The following is an 18,563-nucleotide window of genomic DNA, read 5'->3' as shown; positions in this document are numbered from 1 at the left end:
TGTGCACCAGCGTAAAAGCTCCCGGTCAGAGACAGTACATCTAGAAATTCGCCGCAATGCAACACAGAAGTCAATGCGGCCATGGGCCTAGGCTAAAAGGCCAATATGGAAACGCAATAACAAACAAGAAAAATCTGTCGCAAAGCAACAAAATTGTGAGAAAATGTTGGCAACGCACCATGAACAAACTAAGCTGGTGCCATAAAATGCCGGCCTATGGCAACCAATTGCTGTAGAATGGCCATATCAAGAGGCCGAAACATGACCGATAAAACAGAGCAGACGGTTATCAAGAAATACGCCAACCGGCGGCTATATAACACAGGGACAAGCACCTATGTGACGCTGGAGGACCTGTCTGAAATGGTCAAAGCCGAAGAAGATTTTGTTGTCTTCGACGCCAAGAGTGGAGATGACATCACTCGCTCTGTCCTGACCCAGATTATTTTTGAGCATGAGAATAAGGGTCAAAACCTGCTTCCAATTGCTTTCTTGCGCCAGCTAATCCGGTTTTATGGCGATTCCATGCAGACTCTGGTTCCGAGTTATCTTGAGTTTTCCATGGATAATCTCACCAAGGATCAGGATAATCTACGCAAGCAGCTCAGCGAATCCTTTGGCAATTCTGCTTTTGATGCCATGGAAGAACAGGTGCGCCGCAACACCGAGATGTTCGAAAATGCCATGAAGATGTTCATGCCATTCGGTGCGGCTGCCTCTCCCTTGGATGCGGCGATGGCCAAACCGGCTGAGCCACAGGATAAAAACGAACTGGATGCCCTGAAAGAGCAAATGGCCGATATGCAAAAAATGCTATCCGCGTTGGCCAACAAGAAGGACTAGTGCCCTTTTACACCCCAAAAAATCAAAAGCAGGCTGCAAGCCTGCTTTTTTGCATGATAGCGGTATTTTCGACAAACCAATGAATAGGATCAGGCGGCGCCTGCTTCTTCGTGCTCAGTTTGGTCCAGTTCCAGGTCCACCACCTCATCGGTTGAAATCCAGGGCTTTGTCACACTTGCCTTGCCAAAATGATAGCCTTGCAAATAGTCGACACCCATTTGTTTGAGCAGATCAGACACTTCCTCATTCTCGACCCATTCAGCCACGACTTCCAGATCCAGCTCTTTGGCAAGATCGGTGAACATGCGCACGAACGCTCTGTTATGGGCATTTTCATGCACATTCTGCACAAAAGAGCCGTCAATCTTGACCAGATCGACATTCAGCGCCTGCAGATTTCTGAACGATGTGTAACCCGCACCAAAGTCATCAATGGCGACTTTACAGCCCAGCTTTTGCAGAAAGTCCACGAAATCCACAGCTTCCTGCATGTGGCGGATGGCAGCGGTTTCTGTAATTTCAACAATCAGGCGTTCGGCCACATCAGGGCAATTCCCAATTCTCGCTTCCAGATAGGATGACCATTCATCATCCATCCCTACATCAGGGGAAACATTGATTGAAAGTCGTGCATCGGGACAGCTGAAGAGAACATCCAGTGTCATTTCCAAAATGCGATGATCCAGCATGCCGGAGAGACCCAACAACTCCGCAAACTCGACAAATTGTCCGGCAGGAATAGGCTTTCCCTGTCGATCATCCACACGCAACAAAACCTCATGGAAAGAGATTTCTTCATTTTGCGAAGCAACAATCGGCTGAAAAGCCAATTGAATGCGGCGATCATTCAAGGCCCGGATCACATCATCGGCCATCTTGATGGTACGCTCTCGCTCATCCATGGCAAATGGCACATCATTAAAGGAACGAAAAGATCCTCGATGATGAGCTTTTGCGCGATCAAGCGCATCCAGCGCACAAACCTGTGCCGTACGCAAGTCTCTGGCCACATCCCCCAGCATCACGCCGCCCATGGTCAAGGTGACATGGACAGGACCGGCCTCTGTCATGATCAACTCATCTCGCATCGTTTCCAGAAAACGATCTGCAGTCGCTGCCATTTCCTGCTCGCTGCAATTGTTGATCAGCAATCCAAATTTGGTGCCCGAAATACGACCAACCAGATCACCATCACGAAGACGACGGGAAATACGCCCGGCCACTTCACGGATCACCTGATCAGCAACGTCGAAGCCATAAGCTTCGTTGACCACTCGGAAATTATCAATATGCGCTATCAAGAAGCAGGCATGATGGCCTTGTTCGGACACTTTTTGGATGGTCTGGGTCAGTTGATCGCAAAAGACAGAGCGATTATAGAGTCCGGTCAGTTCATCAAACTGTGAGAGAAAGAGAAGTCTTTGCTGACGTTGATGACGTTCATTTATGACGCGCAGGACCCCATGCACATGTTTGGCACGTCCATCTTCCCCTGCAAACCAGCGGCCACTTTCTTCCACCCAAATGCGTCGCTCATCATCCAACCCGTTGGGAGCCAGGCAATAGATGCAAGCAAAGGAAACGCCATCGCCTTCATCGGTCCGGCCAGATCCAAAAATGGAGCGATAACGACTGGCAATGGTATCAGGAGTGATAGCGGTGGAGAATCGCTGACCAGTTCCGAACGTCCTGACCACATCGATATCAAGAACCTCATTGGAATTCGCACTCCAACGCAACCGGTCTCCAGCAGCAGTCCAATCATAGACTACCTCTCCGATTGAAGTCAGTATATCGCGTGCCTTAGCCGCCAGCTTTGTATTTGCCACAGCTTGTTCCAAATGGTCTTCCTCCAGTGTTCATTCCACCAATCAAATTGGCAGAACGGACCCACCTATAAAAAGATAGGACCCAGAGGGTTAAGACTTTACGAAAATCCACGTACCCATCTTAACCTTATCGAAAACCGGACCTTTGGTTGGGGCAAATCTTAACAAGTCCCTAACAAACTGGCCCGCCTCTTGCTGATAACTGTGCAAAGACAGGGGCACCAAGCCGAACTGTCTCACATTGAAACAGGTATCAGGCGTATCAATGGCTTCAATTGCACAGTCTCAAATTCTGGCAATCCCATATTTGGGCGATGAACGTTCGCATAAGAATGACGATACGGCGCGCCGAGGTCGGGAAGAATCAAGTAACCAGAATAATGTGCAGCAAATCAGGGCCTCCCATTCCAGCCGCCCATGGGCCGGAAATCATTGCCATTATCAGGCCCAGATCATTGGTGCAGAACTGGCAGCCAGCCATGGCCGTCATAAGGCGCAGACCTCTCCTCGGGAAGCCGCTCGCGCCTACGGTCAGGCCCGCCGACGTCCCACACAAGTAAGCGACCGCCCGCGTCTCAGAACCATCATGTGACATTGTCGAAGGTACAAAAGCGCCTAATATCCAACTGCCTGACCGTCCTTTCGGAAATCGGATGCCGCCCAATAAAGCCCCCGCTTGCGATCAAATTCTATGATCTGGCCACCCCCATGTGGCATGCTGGCCCATTTCATTTTATGGCCCTTGGATGACAGCATATCAAACACGCCATCAGACAAGCTTCGCTCGGCGATGACCTCGCCTGCATCATTCCAAAAGAGGCGCGGAGCATCCAAAGCTTCCTGAACATCCATGCCATAGTCGAGCATATTGGTGAGGACTTGCGCATGGCCCTGTGCCTGATAGGCTCCGCCCATCACACCAAAGGATAGCCAAGGCTTGCCATCCTTGAAAGCCATTGCCGGAATGATGGTATGCAATGGCCGTTTGCCTCCATCAATGCAATTGGCATGGCCCGGCTCAATTACAAAGCAGGATCCACGATTTTGCAACATAATCCCAGATTTCAAAGTACAACGTCGGGCACCAAAGCCGCGATAGACGGAATTGATGAAAGATACGGCTCGACCATCCCGGTCTGCAACAGAAAGATAAATCGTGTCAGATTGGGACGGTACCATGGATGGCAAAGTATCATTTCTGCGTTCGAGATTGATTGACGATGCCAACTGGCTAGCAAAACTCTCGCTAATCAGAGTTTCAACGGCAATCTTCATATGATCGGGATCGGCAATGTGGGCGTCACGCATCGCATAAGCCAGACGCCCGGCTTCCAATTGTACATGATGTCGTTCTGCTCCATGGGGTGCCATGGATTTCAGATCAAACTGTTCCAGTATTTTCAACAAGGCCAGGGCAGCAATTCCCTGCCCGTTTGGCGGTAACTCCGCGACTTTGACACCACGATAGGAAGCAAAAACCGGCTTGATCGCATCACAACTCACCCCAATCAGATCATCTTCGGACAGCAAACCGCCATAGGATTGCACCAGAGAGACAATTTCTTCACCGATCTCACCTTTATAAAAGGCATCACTGCCTTTCTCGGCAATCTTTCGCAAACTCCTTGCCAAAGCGGGTGCTTGATGAAGGCTGCCACAGTCAGGGGCCTTACCATCCATCAGATAATGTTTCGCAGCACCCTCATCCTTTGACAGATCTTCAGTCAAACTTTCCCAGTCAGTAGCCACACGTGGAGCGACACCATAGCCTTCTTCTGCATAATCAATGGCGTAGGAGAGCACCCGATCCAATCCCCAAGAACCATGATTCTCCAAAATAGTTTCCCAAGCTTTGACCGCGCCAGGAACTGTCACAGCATGAATGCTGTCTTCGGAGATTTCACCGATGCCTTGATCGAGGAAATAGTCGAGCGTTGCCCCTTTGGCAGCACGGCCAGAGCCATTGTAACCATGCAATGCTCCATTCGGCTCGGCAACAATGGCGAAACAATCCCCCCCCAGACCAGTCATATGCGGTTCAACCACGCAAAGAACCGCACTCGCGGCAATAGCTGCATCCACCGCATTGCCACCCTGCTCCAGAACCCGCAGGGCCGTGCTGCTCGCCAGAGGATGAGATGTTGCAGCAGCACCATTTTGCGCAAGAACAGGTGAACGACCGGGTATTTGAAAATCGCGCATGGAACCTCCGAGGGAATTTAGGCAAACAGATAGGAAAGGCCGAGCAAAGTGTCGGATTTAAGAAGAGGACTAAAAGCTACCTGCAAGCTTACAGATGCGCAACCTCATGATTCTTTCCTCATCGCAAAGGCTCTTATTCCAGCGCACCAATTGTAAGTCTCGTCGTTTCTGTGTCAGATCTGGACAAACAGATTTCGAAAGGCTGTATCATGTCCGAACTTACCCTCTCCCAAGCCAACCAGATTGTTGAAGCCGCTCTTGCCAAAGGGGCTGAACTGGGTCTCAATCCGCTTACCGTTGCCATCCTTGATGCGGGCGGTCATCTCAAAGCCTTCGCCCGTCAGGACGAGAGCTCCATCATGCGTCCACAGATCGCTCAGGGCAAAGCCTATGGTGCTCTTGCCGTTGGTTTCGGAACACGTTGGCTTGATGCAGCGGCTCAGGAACGCCCGCATTTTGTTCAGGCGCTCAACGGTGCCTCCGGTGGTACCATCGTGCCAGTCCCTGGTGGCGTTCTGCTTCAAGATGATAATGGCAAGACACTGGGTGCCGTTGGTATCACTGGGGACAGCTCGGACAATGACGAAGCAGCAGCTTTGGCCGGCATTGAGGCCGTTGGCCTTAAAGCCAATACCGGAGCATGAACTTACCATCCATGGAGCACAAAAACGCCGGGTACAATAACCGGCGTTTTTTGTTGGCTCATCTCTTGACCTGTTCATCCTTACGGATAGCCACCCGGTCCCATGGTCAGATCCCGTCGCGCACTGCGAATGGTCACCGAATATCCGGCTATCACATCAATGGCTGCAATAATCATCAGAATGAAGAAAACCGAGGTTGCTGTTTCACGCACCAGCAGGAATTCAATCAGATAGACCACAAAGACCAAAGTGGACAATATGTGATCGACGATGGATCCCATCCCCGTGCGAGTGGCTTTCAAAATTTCGATGAAAAGCAGGATCAAAGCTGCGACAATCATCAGATCCCCAAGGGTCAATGTCCATCGCGCACTTGATACCATCTGAATGGTGAAGATTGGTGCGCTCCATGGATCACCAATTGCATCGCCAAAAAAACCAAACGCAAAAGCGTTATAGACCACCAAAGGTGCAATCAGCAGCGGAATGTTAAAGATCATGGTTCAAATCCGATATCCAGAATCATCAAACTGACGCTAACACCACTCCATGGCCAAACAAAGCCGATGGGAAGGAAAAGTCATTCAAGACGCAAGAAGGCCGGATCCACAAGGATCCGGCCTTCTTGAAACTTTGTGATATCATCAGAGGAGCAAAGACTTAGTCTTTGGCTTCCAGAACCTGACGACCACGATACATGCCGGTCTTCAAATCGATATGATGAGGACGGCGCAGCTCGCCAGAATCCTTATCTTCGACATAGACCGACTGCTTGAGTGCGTCCGCAGAGCGGCGGAAGCCACGCTTCATGCGGGTCACTTTTTTCTTTGGCACAGCCATGGTCAAAACTCCGTCGTCTTTACCGGGAAATAATGGACATAGCCGTCCCGGAATCTGCACATAATTGTCAGAGATTGCGCGCCTTATACAGAAGGAATCTCATCTTGACCAGATGCCTTGGCAAAAAATGCGCGCTTTTTTGGCGATTCTTTTTGCTTCTACCCGGTTTTCATCGCTTCTTTACCATAAAGCAGCGCTCAAACCAGCGTGGGGCAGTTCTTATACCCCGACGAATTGAGCGAGATGCTCAGCAAGCGGAGTACAATTTTGCTCCAAAGCTGAGTGCGGCCGCCATACCAGCGCCAACTCACGTTCCGCCTCTTTCCCCTCCATTGGCAAGAGTTTCAGATCGAGCCCATTGGCAAGGCCCGCACGTACCGCAAGTTCAGGCAGCAGCGTTACGCCAAGGCCGTTGGCCACCATTTGCACAATGGTGATCAGGCTGGTCGCATGCACATCATCCCCTTCATTCAGTCCTCGTTTCAAACTGGCCAGGATATGATCACGCAGGCAATGCCCGTCTTCGAGCAAAATAAGCGTCTCTTCCCGCAAGTCCGTTTTTGCCACCATGGTCTTTGTACATAAATCATGCCCTTTGGGAACAGCGATCTGAAAGCGATCCCGCCCGAATACATGTATGCAAAGATCATCCATTCTATAGGGAAGTGCCAGTACGGCTGCATCCAGCCGTCCTGCGCGCAAATCCGTCAATAGATCCCGCGTCAGGGATTCGCGCAAATAGAGGCGTAAATCCGGATAAGCCTTTCGCAAACTCGGCAAGGCCCTGGGCAGAAGGAAAGGGCCGACGGAAGGAATGATCCCCAAACGGAATTTTCCAGATAGCAGGCTCTCGCTCTGTTGAACGCTGGCGACAAGATCATCCACATCTCGCAAGAGGATTTGTGCACGTTCAAGCACTGTCTCACCAGCGGACGTCAGGAGAAACTGAGGACTGCCTCTATCTACCAGCGAAATCTGCAGACTGTCTTCCAACTGCTTGATGCCTGACGACAAGGTGGATTGCGAGACAAAACAAGCTTCTGCTGCTCCACGAAAAGAGCCTTTCTGCGCCAACACACACAGATAATGCAACTGCCGCAATGTAGGGCGAATGGTCATTCATCACCTGAAAGAGATTATCGAACTACGTATTAGTATATAATCGAAAAAATCGATCAGTAAATTCGAAATTTGAGGTTTGCGTCCATTTGTCAGATATGCTTCATAAGGGGCAGATATTTGAATCATTCTAATAATGACATCCCAGTCATTTTCGGAAACACAGTCTGTTCAACCCTGGAGAAAGAACATGCACGGTATTGGTGATAAGCTTCCTGAATTTAAAGTTGTTGGTGTAAAGCCCGGCTTCAATGACATCGTTGAAAATGGTGAGAACGCGTTCGAAGACATTACCGAGAAAAGCTTTGACGGCAAATGGAAAGTGATCTTCTTCTACCCAAAAGATTTCACCTTTGTCTGCCCAACCGAGATTGCTGAATTCGCTCGCCTGAACGAAGAGTTCGAAGATCGTGATGCTGTTGTTCTTGGCGGCTCCACCGATAACGAATTCTGTAAACTGGCGTGGCGTCGTGATCATCCAGATCTCAACAAACTGCCAATCTGGATGTTTGCTGACACCAATGGTTCCCTCGTTGACGGTCTTGGCGTTCGCCATCCAGACGGTGTTGCATATCGCTACACCTATGTTGTTGATCCGGACAACACCATCCAGCATGTTTACGCAACCAACCTCAATGTTGGCCGTAACCCTAAAGACACCCTGCGTGTTCTGGATGCGCTGCAGACAGACGAACTCTGCCCATGTAACCGCGAAGTTGGCGGTGCAGTTCTCGGCTAATCCGAGCAATCGTTTCAGAGGGCAGGAGATCCTGCCCTCGTTTCCCTGACCTTTCATGCTTTTTTCCGACAATTCAACCAAGCTCCCCTTGTGCGAGATCGCGCGAGAGTGATGCTGCGTGCCCAATTCATATGGAGACCACCATGACCATTGATGCTCTGAAGTCCCAAATGCCAGACTTTGCCAAAGACGTGAAACTGAACCTTTCCAATATTTCTGGCGAAGAAGCCCTGTCCGAACAGCAGAAATATGGTCTGATGGTTGCCTGCGCCATTGCCACCCGCAACAAAACCGTCAAAGATGCTTTTCTTGCCGAAGCCGCAGACAAACTCTCAGCAGAAGCTCTGACAGCGGCCAAAGGCGCGGCAACCCTGATGGGTATGAACAATATTTATTATCGCTTCGTGCATATGGCTTCCAACAAGGAATATGGCACCATCCCTGCCAAGTTGCGTATGAATTTCATCGCCCGTCCCGGTGTTGATAAAATCGACTTTGAACTTTGGAGCCTTGCGGTATCTGCCATGAATGGCTGCGGCATGTGCATCGATAGCCACGAAAATACCTTGCGTCAGCATGGTGTGACTGCAGAGCAAGTACAGATCTCCATCCGCTTCGCTGCCATCATCCAGTCTGCGGCCATCGCACTGGAAGCAGCTGAATAATTCAGTACAGATCATGATGATCTTGCTCTTCGTTGGTATAAACCAACACCGCGTCACCTCTTCCCCCTTGACGGCGCGGTAAAAAACAGGCATCGGCAAGAGCATAACCACGCCGATGCCTGTTTTTCAGACATGAGGCTTTCTGTCACCGATACAGCAAACCGATCAGAACCACTCATGTCCCCCACCTTGTCAAAGCAAGATATGTTTCTCCAGCGCCTGAAAGAAGACGCAGAACTGGTCCAGGCAAAACTGCAAGATCTCCTGAGCGATACACCTCATGGAGCAGAACGAACGCGCCCGGAAAGACTTCTCTTGGCCATGCAGCATGGCGTTCTGAATGGTGGCAAACGCATCCGTCCGTTTCTAATGCTTGAAGTGGCTCGCATGCTGGGTACAGATCATCCAGGTGTTCTGCGTGCCGCTTGCGCTTTGGAATGCGTGCATTGCTATAGCCTTATCCATGATGATCTGCCGGCAATGGACGATGATGATTTACGCCGTGGCAAACCGACCATCCATATCGCCTTTGATGAAGCCACCGCCATTCTGGCAGGCGATGCGCTTCTCACCATGGCCTTTGACATCCTGAGTGATGAAGCAACCCATCCGAACCCAGCCATTCGTGCGGAGCTGGTTCTGGGTCTTGCGCAAAATGCCGGTGTTGGCGGCATGGCAGGCGGACAAAGCCTTGATATCGAGTCGGAAGGACGTAATCGCACCGAAGACGAAATCAAGCAAATGCAAGCCATGAAGACAGGTGCGCTTTTGCGTTATGCCTGTGAGGCAGGGGCCATTCTGGCTAAAAGCGACGATCAAACCCGCCAGATCATGCGTGACTTTGGTACTCATATTGGCCTCGCCTTCCAACTGGCCGACGATCTTTTGGATGTCACAGCAAGCTCTGAGCAATTGGGCAAGACTGCAGGCAAAGATCTGAACACCAATAAAGCTACCCTTGTCAGCCTCTATGGACTGGAGAAAACCAAGGCCATACTGGAAGACCTGATCGAAGACAGCCACAAGATGCTGCAGCCATTTGGTGATCATGCAGACATTCTGGTCGCTGCGGCCGAATTCATCGCAAAACGCAAAAATTGATTTCAAAGGCGTTCAACAACAAAATCGATCAAGGCACGGGTTGCCCGCAAATTCACTCCGACATCCGGCCAAACCATATAAAGCGGCATGGGCTCTGTCTGATAATCAGGTAACAACTCAATCAGATCTCCTCTGACCAATGCCTCATCGGCCAGAAAATCCGGCGGTGTGGACAGCCCCAGCCCTTGCAAGCAGAATTGCGTCATGGCCTGCACGCTGTTGACGGTCAGCACAGGATCATAAGAAACCTCAATCCGCTTGCCATCCATCGCCAGGAATGGGCGTTTGGGCGGCATCATTTCCAGCTGAATCCATGCCCAATCCTTTAAGTCATCCAGGCTCTTGGGCGGTTCACGCCCTGCCAAATAGTCTGGCGAACAAACCAGCTTTCGTTTGATCTCACCGATCTTGCGGCTTTTAAGGCTGCTATCCTCCATTTTGCCTGCCCGAAAAGCCACATCCACACCGTCCGACAAAAGATCAGAGCGATGATCACTATAATTCACCGACAGAGTAAGGCCGGAATGGACCTTGGCAAACTCACCAAGAATGCAATTGATCGGAGCATGCATGAGAACCGATGTAGCTGTGACGCATAATGCGCCCTTCAACGCCCCATCACTTTGCTGCAGATTGGAGAGGCCTTTTTCAGCCTCTGCAATCATGCGCAAGGCATACTGAAGCAAGGCTTCTCCATCGGCAGTCAGAGACAATTTCCGGGTGGATCTGTAGAGAAGTGCCGTGCCAAGCCGTTTTTCCAACTCGGCAATGTTATAGCTGACAGAAGATGGCGCCAGATCAAGCTTGCGTGCTGCTCCTCGAAAGGACCCCTGCCGCACAGTCTCCGCAAAGATGGCTAAGGCCCGCAATTCATCAATCATTGTTCGCCCTTCCAAACAATCAAATCTAATTAAGCAATCTAATCAATCAAAACAGATCTGAATAGACTGGTTCCTCAAAAAGAGGACACGCTCCATGATCAGCCAACTCGCCACTGCTATTTTGCCTATGGCACTTTTTTCCCTCACAACCTCCATTTCACCCGGCCCGGTGAACTTCATTGCTCTATCCTTGGGCACTCAAAAGCACAAACGGCAAGCTTTCGCTTTTGTCTCCGGTGCGACAATCGGCTTCACTGTTCTTCTTGCACTTTTGGGTTTGGGCATGGAGCAATTATTGACCACCTACCAACCCCTGCTGACAATCTTCAACCTCCTTGGTTCTCTCTTCATCGCCTATCTGGGTTACAAGATCTTCACCAGTCAGAGTCCTATCTCGACCAATCAGAATAATGGTGGTGGCTTCATGCATGGTTTTCTATTGCAATGGCTCAATCCCAAAGCCTGGGGCAGTTGTCTGGCTGGGCATGCCGCTTTCCAAACCAGCAATGCACCGGAACTGCTGGCACTCTTCACGCTCATCTATCTGATTGTCTGCTTTGTGGGCGTGGGAAGCTGGGCAGTCGCAGGAACACAAATCTCTCATTTGCTCTCAAATCAACGCACGCTCTGCCTGTTCAACCGGATCATGGGTGGAGCATTGATCTTGCTTGCGCTCTTTTTGGCGCTGCAACCATATCTTTGAACCCGTCTCCAAATGTATAAGCCCGGCCAAATTGACCGGGCTTATAAAATCTTGATCATACAATGGTCAACCTAGTGTGGTGGAATTGAAATAGGCATCATTTATCGACAGGTTCACTTGCCTATTTCGATTCCTAAAACCACACTAGAAACATATATTTGCTAGTCACCCTTTTGAATCTAAAATTCGTTCGGTGCTCGCTGTTCAATGCGACGAACTTTAGATTCGGGTGACTAGGCACCAAAGCGATTGTCGATATAATTAAGCACCATTTCATGGAAATCCTTGGCGATATTCTCACCGCGCAAGGTTGCTTTCTTTTCCCCATCGACAAAGACAGGTGCTGCAGGCGTCTCACCGGTACCCGGAAGCGAGATGCCAATATCGGCATGCTTGGATTCGCCAGGACCATTCACTATACAGCCCATGACCGCAACATTGAGCGCTTCCACACCGGGATATTTCTCACGCCAGACCGGCATATGGGTGCGAATATCTTCCTGGATTTCCTGTGCCAATTCCTGGAAGACTGTCGATGTTGTCCGGCCACAGCCGGGACAAGCTGCAACGATAGGAATGAAGGATCGAAACCCCATGGTCTGCAGCAATTCCTGCGCGACCTGAACCTCACGGGTCCTATCTCCACCCGGCTCTGGCGTCAGAGAGATACGAATTGTATCGCCAATGCCCTGCTGCAGCAAAAGGCCCAAGGCAGCGGACGAGGCCACAATACCCTTGGATCCCATACCCGCTTCGGTCAGGCCAAGATGAGTGGCATAGTCGGAACGGCGTGCCAGTTCGGTATAGACCGCCACCAGATCCTGTACTTGAGAAACCTTGGCTGACAGGATGATCTTGTCAGCACCAAGGCCCAATTCCTCAGCCCTCTTGGCGGACAAAAGTGCAGACTGAATGATGGCTTCATGCATCACTTTTTCTGCTGGCAACGGATTTTCACTAGCCGAATTCTCATCCATCAAACGGGTCAGCAATTCCTGATCAAGCGAACCCCAGTTCACACCGATGCGAATGGCTTTATTGTATTTCTGGGCCAAATCAATAAGTGTGCCGAATTGAATGTCCTTACGCGCCTTGAAACCAACATTACCCGGGTTGATGCGATATTTGGCAAGCGCTTCTGCACAGGCCGGATGCTCGGTCAGCAGTTTATGGCCAATATAATGAAAATCGCCGATCAGCGGCACGTCAATACCCAGACGATCCAAGCGGTCTCGAACCAATGGCACAGCCTTGGCTGCTTCATCACGATCCACAGTAATTCGAACCAACTCGGAGCCAGCCTTATGCAAGGCAGCAACCTGTTGCACCGTCGCATCCACATCAGCAGTATCAGTATTGGTCATGGATTGAACGACAACAGGTGCACCACCACCCACTGTCACATGATCAATCTGCACCGCTTTGGTAATGCGGCGCTCCAAAGGCGCGGAAAGTACGGGCATAGTCCCTCACACTTGACTCAAGCGATGGAAAAGAAGTCTTCCGATCAAAGCAAACTCATTTGGCGTCTATATGGCATTCCAAACATGGCGGTGCAACCACGGCCCAAACAGAAAAGCCAGAAATCAGGCCTCATGCGCTTCCAATGGCTCTATTGAGCTATCCTGACATTGCGCACATGTCCCGGAAATTTCCAAAATCGGAGCATTGGCCCTAAATCTCTCAGTAGCCGCAATCTTGTCCAGCAAACCCTGTAGGGCTTCGCTATGGAATTCCCCTGCCTGACCACATTGATCACAAAGCAGAAACACCGTGACATTCTCTGGATCGCAGCTTCCAGTTTCACCACACTCATTTGATTCATGAGCATGAGTACAGGCCACATAGCCATTCCGACTCTCGATGCGATGAATGAGCCCCTGAGCAGTCAGAAAATCCAGTGCTCGATAGATGGAGACTGGCGCCAATTTGTTGCCCTGACGGTTGATCTTGTCCAAAATATCATAAGCAGATGCAGGCACATGGCTATCTGCCAGAATGGCTAAAACCTTTCGCCGTTGCTCTGTCAAACGCACACCACGCTTTTGGCATAAAGTTTCGGCATGAGTGAGAATACGTGCCACACATTTGGCATGATCGTGATCTTCCAATTCAATCATGACGCTCACTCTCCTTCTTTATACCAACCAGCTTCATTTGGTCTTGATAAGACTAACACAACAATTATGCTGCGGTGCAGGATTTAAATATGCCCTTTGTGGACAGGATCAATAGTCCAAGGCCATTAGCTGCGAGGATGCCTTATGTCGAACTCTTCTGCCAACAAGCCACATGCTGGCCGTACTGCTCTTGTTACGGGCTCCACAAGTGGTATCGGACTGGCCATTGCCCGTGCATTTGCTGAGCAAGGCGCGAATATCATTCTCAACGGTTTTGGCGATGCCAGTGAGATAGAACAGAACCGTGCTACCATAGAAAGCGACTTTGGCGTGAAAGCCATTTATAACGGTGCCAACATGCTCAACCCGGACGAGATTGCCACCATGGTGGATGAAGCTGTCGAGACATTTGGGGCCGTCGATATCGTTGTCAATAATGCGGGCATCCAGCACGTGTCTCCCGTTGATGAATTCCCGGTCGACAAATGGGATGCCATCATCGCAATCAATCTTTCCTCTTCCTTCCATACCATCCGTGCGGCTCTACCGGGTATGAAGAAAAAAGGCTGGGGTCGGGTGATCAATACCGCATCGGCCCACGCGCTTGTTGCTTCTCCCTACAAGTCTGCTTATGTCGCTGCCAAGCATGGCATTGCTGGTCTCACCAAGACAGTCGCCCTGGAAGTTGCTGAGCAGGGCATCACCGTCAATGCCATTGCACCTGGCTATGTCTGGACCCCATTGGTCGAGCGTCAGATCCCGGACACCATGAAAGCTCGTGGCCTGACGGAAGAACAAGTCAAACGCGATGTATTGCTGGCTGCACAGCCTACCAAGGAATTCGTGACAGTGGAGCAGGTGGCACAATTGGCGATGTATCTTGCAAGTGATGCAGCCTCCGCCATCACCGGCACCACCATGAGCATTGATGGCGGCTGGACCGCAAAATAAGAACCATCTTGGTTCCTACATCAGTTCAAGAAAACTCTTGTCGCCGAGTTTTGATTTTGGCGGCGAGATCAGATTGGAACTCTACCCAACTCGCATGCGCAAAGGCACCATCACCTTGCCCTGAACCTGACATGGCAGACCAAGAGGCACGATCTCGTAGCCGCAACTTAGTAACCATGTCAGCCATGACGCTTCCACTGTGAAGATCAACCCCCAGATTCGACGTGCCTTGCAATAAGCTATCATCTCGCCAACCATAGACTGACACAATTCCATTTGCCTATGGTGGCTCGCCTCATCATTTAACAAAATGATAGGCGACAGCTCGCCAATTCCCGGACCAGATGGATAAGCTTCAATGCCGAAAACTTGTGGATATATGGTCGCTCCAGGATGATTGCCTGTGGTGGGAACGAGACGACAATAAGCCATGATATCGTCGCCGTTCTTTGCAACAAAATGCGCAACACCCTGACCGTCGAAACAATCCTGTCTGGCTTGCCCAATCTGGATATCACGAACGGCACCGTCTTGTCCGCTTTCGGTTACTTCGCGAAACTGCAGTGCTGGTTCGGATTTCAAAATAAACTCATCGGCATTGCTTCGACGGAATGCAAAGCAGGATCGCAACAAATCTGAATGATCCGCTACATTGCTTTCATCGATAACAATTGGCATGGTCCAAGCCTCGTCTGGGCACGATGGAACAGAACCTAAGGCTCATTCCGACTACTTTATCAGTATATCAAACCATCAAAATATTGAGCAGCCCTGAGATTTCAGGGTGTCGAAATCACCAGTGTCAAAACCGGCATGCAATCGTCTTCGGAATGGATCAGAGGCTTAAACCCCTGATCTATTTCATGAATTATTCCATCAGGAATCTATTGAAGAGCCAGTGATAGTGGAGTCCACTTGCTGATTTTCCAGTGGCAGATACAGCTCTCCCCCCTCACGGAACTTCTCCGCCATTGCTGCCAAGCCCTCTTTCTGAGCTTCAGCACGGATGTCATGAGAGATGCGCATGGAGCAGAATTTCGGTCCACACATGGAGCAGAAATGCGCCACTTTGTGAGCTGCAGCCGGCAAGGTTTCATCATGGAAAGATCGCGCGGTTTCCGGATCCAAACCCAGATTGAACTGATCTTCCCAGCGGAATTCAAACCGCGCCCGGGACATGGCATCATCGCGCAATTTCGCCGCCGGATGGCCCTTGGCTAGATCTGCGGCATGAGCGGCAATCTTATAGGTGATCACGCCGGTTTTCACATCATCCCGGTTTGGCAAACCAAGATGCTCCTTGGGCGTCACATAGCACAGCATTGAAGTACCAAACCAACCAATCATGGCGGCACCAATGCCGGAGGTGATGTGATCATAACCCGGCGCAATGTCGGTGGTGAGTGGCCCAAGCGTATAGAAAGGAGCCTCATCGCACTCTTTCAGTTGCTTCTCCATATTCTCCTTGATCTTGTGCATCGGCACATGGCCTGGTCCTTCAATGATGACCTGACAATCCTTTTCCCAAGCGATTTTGGTCAGCTCACCCAAGGTTTCCAGCTCAGCAAACTGCGCCGCATCATTGGCATCAGCAATCGAGCCTGGGCGCAATCCATCGCCAAGTGAGAAGGAGACGTCATAGGCTCGCATGATGTCGCAGATATCGGCGAAATGCTCATACAGGAAGCTTTCCTTGTGATGATGCAGGCACCATTTGGCCATGATGGAACCGCCACGGGAAACAATGCCGGTCACCCGATCCACTGTCAGGGGAACATGGTGCAGTCTTATACCCGCATGGATGGTGAAATAGTCAACGCCCTGTTCGGCTTGTTCGATCAGCGTGTCACGGAACACTCCCCAGCTCAGATCCTCGGCAATGCCATTGACCTTTTCCAATGCCTGATAAAGCGGCACGGTGCCAATCGGCACTGGAGAGTTCCGGACGATCCATTCGCGGATATTATGGATATTTCGACCGGTCGAGAGGTCCATCACCGTATCAGCCCCCCAACGGGTGGCCCAAACCATCTTGTCGACTTCTTCTGCCATGGAAGAGGTCACGGCTGAGTTGCCGATGTTAGCATTGATCTTGACCAGAAAATTTCGGCCAATGATCATCGGCTCACATTCGGGGTGATTGACATTGTTTGGAATGATGGCACGCCCACGGGCAATCTCATCACGAACAAATTCTGCCGTGACGTGATCCGGAATGGAGGCACCGAAGGCTTCTCCGTCGCGTTCCACGTTCCCGGCTAGCACCTCGCGCCCCAGATTTTCGCGAATGGCCACATATTCCATTTCCGGGGTGATGATACCGGCGCGCGCATAAGCAATTTGCGTGATCGCCTTGCCATCCTTGGCGCGCAATGGCTGATGCTTGACCGGAAATTCCGGCACGAGACGATCTCCCTTTGCAAAACCATTATCTTCCGGTTTCACATCACGACCGACATAGCTCTCCACGTCACCACGTGCTTCCGCCCAGCCAGCACGAATGCGCTTCAGGCCTTTCTGAATATCAATTGGCTCGTTCGGATCTGTATAAGGTCCGGATGGATCGTAAACCCGCACCGGCGGCTCACCCGCTGTTGGATGAACAGCAATTTCACGCATCGCAACCTTCAAGCCCGGATAGAGCAAGCTGGGCTGATAGATCTTGGACGAACCCGGCAATGGACCGGTTGTCACACTCGGGGTTGTATGTTGATTGGATGGTTGCTTGCCATTTGTTTGGCCATTTGCAGACATAGGAACTCCTTGCGCATTTCGCGTATTGGAGATCCAGCATCAAGCGGAGAAGATAAAGCGCCCGCATTGCGGAGAGAGGAAACTGAAGATGTTTCTTTATGATCAGACTCGCCTCTTACTGAAACAAGATCGTTTGGTCTGACATAATAAAAGCAAAATCAGAAAATCCGGATGGATAGGTCCTGTATCGCTGCACCGTCCCTACGCCAGTATGAACTGGATCAGGTTCATAGGGTCACTGCGGTGCTTGTCCAACGGACATAGCTAGCAGACTCTCAGCTCCTTACCGGAACCCCCCTGGTGAATGCGCGAAACATGGAACAAAATGACGCAGCTGTCAAATCCAAGATTGCGCTCCGTCAGACGTTTGCAATAGTTGGTAATTTTGGGAATTAACTGATCAAACCCTGACGAAGAGCCTCCGCCACGGCTTGCGTGCGATTGACCGCCCCCAGTTTCTTGGCGGCTGACGCCAAATACCAGTCTGCTGTATATTGGGAGATGTTCAGGATCTGGGAAATTTCCCACGACGTTTTGCCGACCGATGTCCATTTCAGACATTCACATTCACGCGGTGTCAGCTTTTTCTTTGGCTTGTCAGGACTGCTTCGAAGCATGTCTCTTACCCGGTTATGGGCATAAATACCGACTAGATGCAGAGCATGCTTGTCATCGGGACTCAGCTCTACGCCATCTCCACCAAAGGACAGAGCCGCCTGAAAGGCACCGGGTCGATAAACCGGCACACAAAACCCGTCCGGCATGCCAATGGATGCTGCTTCATCCATCACCTGGCGCGCTTGTTTGGAGAGTCGGACCTTGGGGCCACCGACTTCACTCCATTCAAATGGAAGATGAGATGTTCGCACCCGTTCCACGACCGGATCGAAATCAATGAAAGACTGATCAAGATAGCGCACATTCCAATCCTCGGACCAGCCTTGCAACAAGATCAATTCTTCAAGGTTCTCACCAGTATCGGGAATGCCGCACATGATAAAGCCAGTATATCCGAAGTCATTGGATATGCCTTTCAACGCCTCAAGAACGCCATCGACCTGACTTTCATTCTCAATTTTATCAAGAAATCCAAAAATGCGATTCTGCAATTGCATGTCTCGCCTACCAACCAATCAGACCGGTCTGGAAACACAGACCTTATTCTGTAACAA

General features: G+C 50.6%; 19 protein-coding genes and 1 riboswitch. Of the genes, 8 read left to right on the top strand and 11 right to left on the bottom strand.

Translation table 11 applies throughout. The annotated features are described in order from the left end of the window. Nucleotides 1-261 precede the first annotated feature (261 nt). Entirely contained in the window at nt 262-843 is a 582-nt protein-coding gene (gene phaR / locus CRO57_RS19325; RefSeq protein WP_097155128.1) for a polyhydroxyalkanoate synthesis repressor PhaR, read from the top strand. Nucleotides 844-932: 89 nt separating this feature from the next. Here phaR and CRO57_RS19320 read toward each other — a convergent pair whose 3' ends face one another. After that, nucleotides 933-2,672: a putative bifunctional diguanylate cyclase/phosphodiesterase gene (locus CRO57_RS19320; protein WP_141401280.1), complete on the bottom strand. Its 1,740-nt coding sequence runs from the start codon at nt 2,670-2,672 to the stop codon at nt 933-935. A 265-nt stretch (nt 2,673-2,937) separates the two neighbouring features. Here CRO57_RS19320 and CRO57_RS19315 point away from each other — a divergent pair, with 265 nt between their 5' ends. Further along, the gene (locus CRO57_RS19315) at nt 2,938-3,264 is read left to right on the top strand and encodes a hypothetical protein (RefSeq protein ID WP_097155126.1); all 327 of its coding nucleotides are present in this window, start codon (nt 2,938-2,940) and stop codon (nt 3,262-3,264) included. A 23-nt stretch (nt 3,265-3,287) separates the two neighbouring features. On the opposite strand, the gene ggt is transcribed toward CRO57_RS19315, so the two are convergent. Continuing rightward, entirely contained in the window at nt 3,288-4,874 is a 1,587-nt protein-coding gene (gene ggt / locus CRO57_RS19310) for a gamma-glutamyltransferase (RefSeq protein ID WP_097155125.1), read from the bottom strand. 209 nt (nt 4,875-5,083) lie between these two features. Here ggt and CRO57_RS19305 point away from each other — a divergent pair, with 209 nt between their 5' ends. Next, a complete protein-coding gene (locus CRO57_RS19305; protein ID WP_097155124.1) occupies nt 5,084-5,518 on the top strand; it encodes a GlcG/HbpS family heme-binding protein in 435 nt (144 codons plus the stop codon). Nucleotides 5,519-5,598: 80 nt separating this feature from the next. Here the strand turns inward: CRO57_RS19305 and CRO57_RS19300 are convergent, their stop codons facing one another. The 3 genes from CRO57_RS19300 to CRO57_RS19290 all read right to left on the bottom strand — a co-directional run bounded on the left by CRO57_RS19300 (nt 5,599) and on the right by CRO57_RS19290 (nt 7,477). Further along, nucleotides 5,599-6,018, bottom strand: a complete 420-nt coding sequence (locus CRO57_RS19300) for a hypothetical protein (RefSeq protein ID WP_097155123.1) — start codon at nt 6,016-6,018, stop codon at nt 5,599-5,601. 160 nt (nt 6,019-6,178) lie between these two features. Beyond that, on the bottom strand, nt 6,179-6,358 hold the full coding sequence (gene rpmF, locus CRO57_RS19295) for a 50S ribosomal protein L32 (protein ID WP_097155122.1): 180 nt from the start codon (nt 6,356-6,358) through the stop codon (nt 6,179-6,181). 219 nt (nt 6,359-6,577) lie between these two features. Beyond that, nucleotides 6,578-7,477 carry a hydrogen peroxide-inducible genes activator gene (locus CRO57_RS19290; RefSeq protein WP_210200944.1) on the bottom strand — a complete coding sequence of 300 codons (900 nt, stop codon included), beginning with the start codon at nt 7,475-7,477 and terminating at the stop codon, nt 6,578-6,580. Between the two features lie 190 nt (nt 7,478-7,667). Here CRO57_RS19290 and CRO57_RS19285 point away from each other — a divergent pair, with 190 nt between their 5' ends. The 3 genes from CRO57_RS19285 (at nt 7,668) to CRO57_RS19275 (ending at nt 9,982) form a co-directional block, all read left to right on the top strand. Further along, nucleotides 7,668-8,216: a peroxiredoxin gene (locus tag CRO57_RS19285; RefSeq protein WP_097155121.1), complete on the top strand. Its 549-nt coding sequence runs from the start codon at nt 7,668-7,670 to the stop codon at nt 8,214-8,216. Nucleotides 8,217-8,359: 143 nt separating this feature from the next. Continuing rightward, entirely contained in the window at nt 8,360-8,881 is a 522-nt protein-coding gene (gene ahpD, locus CRO57_RS19280; protein WP_097155120.1) for an alkylhydroperoxidase, AhpD family, read from the top strand. Between the two features lie 177 nt (nt 8,882-9,058). Continuing rightward, on the top strand, nt 9,059-9,982 hold the full coding sequence (locus CRO57_RS19275) for a polyprenyl synthetase family protein (protein ID WP_097155119.1): 924 nt from the start codon (nt 9,059-9,061) through the stop codon (nt 9,980-9,982). Nucleotides 9,983-9,984: 2 nt separating this feature from the next. Here the strand turns inward: CRO57_RS19275 and CRO57_RS19270 are convergent, their stop codons facing one another. Beyond that, nucleotides 9,985-10,863 carry a LysR family transcriptional regulator gene (locus tag CRO57_RS19270; RefSeq protein WP_097155118.1) on the bottom strand — a complete coding sequence of 293 codons (879 nt, stop codon included), beginning with the start codon at nt 10,861-10,863 and terminating at the stop codon, nt 9,985-9,987. A gap of 94 nt (nt 10,864-10,957) precedes the next feature. Here CRO57_RS19270 and CRO57_RS19265 point away from each other — a divergent pair, with 94 nt between their 5' ends. After that, nucleotides 10,958-11,566: a LysE family translocator gene (locus CRO57_RS19265; protein WP_097155117.1), complete on the top strand. Its 609-nt coding sequence runs from the start codon at nt 10,958-10,960 to the stop codon at nt 11,564-11,566. 233 nt (nt 11,567-11,799) lie between these two features. Here CRO57_RS19265 and ispG read toward each other — a convergent pair whose 3' ends face one another. Continuing rightward, nucleotides 11,800-13,029 (bottom strand): flavodoxin-dependent (E)-4-hydroxy-3-methylbut-2-enyl-diphosphate synthase, encoded by a 1,230-nt coding sequence (gene ispG / locus CRO57_RS19260; RefSeq protein ID WP_097155116.1) that lies wholly within the window; start codon nt 13,027-13,029, stop codon nt 11,800-11,802. A gap of 123 nt (nt 13,030-13,152) precedes the next feature. Then, on the bottom strand, nt 13,153-13,686 hold the full coding sequence (locus CRO57_RS19255) for a Fur family transcriptional regulator (RefSeq protein ID WP_097155115.1): 534 nt from the start codon (nt 13,684-13,686) through the stop codon (nt 13,153-13,155). A 144-nt stretch (nt 13,687-13,830) separates the two neighbouring features. Between CRO57_RS19255 and CRO57_RS19250 the strand changes: the two genes are divergently transcribed. Further along, nucleotides 13,831-14,637, top strand: coding sequence for a 3-hydroxybutyrate dehydrogenase (locus CRO57_RS19250; protein ID WP_097155114.1), 807 nt, complete (start codon nt 13,831-13,833; stop codon nt 14,635-14,637). 81 nt (nt 14,638-14,718) lie between these two features. Here CRO57_RS19250 and CRO57_RS19245 read toward each other — a convergent pair whose 3' ends face one another. From CRO57_RS19245 to CRO57_RS19235, 3 genes are all read right to left on the bottom strand, one after another. Next, nucleotides 14,719-15,315 (bottom strand): hypothetical protein, encoded by a 597-nt coding sequence (locus CRO57_RS19245; RefSeq protein ID WP_097155113.1) that lies wholly within the window; start codon nt 15,313-15,315, stop codon nt 14,719-14,721. A 198-nt stretch (nt 15,316-15,513) separates the two neighbouring features. Then, entirely contained in the window at nt 15,514-17,391 is a 1,878-nt protein-coding gene (gene thiC, locus CRO57_RS19240; protein ID WP_097155112.1) for a phosphomethylpyrimidine synthase ThiC, read from the bottom strand. A 180-nt stretch (nt 17,392-17,571) separates the two neighbouring features. Continuing rightward, nucleotides 17,572-17,700, bottom strand: a riboswitch (TPP riboswitch). 83 nt (nt 17,701-17,783) lie between these two features. Continuing rightward, nucleotides 17,784-18,506 (bottom strand): autoinducer binding domain-containing protein, encoded by a 723-nt coding sequence (locus CRO57_RS19235; RefSeq protein WP_097155111.1) that lies wholly within the window; start codon nt 18,504-18,506, stop codon nt 17,784-17,786. Nucleotides 18,507-18,563: the final 57 nt, after the last annotated feature.

Origin of the sequence: Cohaesibacter gelatinilyticus, from assembly GCF_900215605.1 — a bacterium.
Classification (GTDB): domain Bacteria; phylum Pseudomonadota; class Alphaproteobacteria; order Rhizobiales; family Cohaesibacteraceae; genus Cohaesibacter; species Cohaesibacter gelatinilyticus.
Note: the sequence above shows the minus strand (reverse complement) of the source record. Positions and strands in the feature narration are given on the sequence as shown.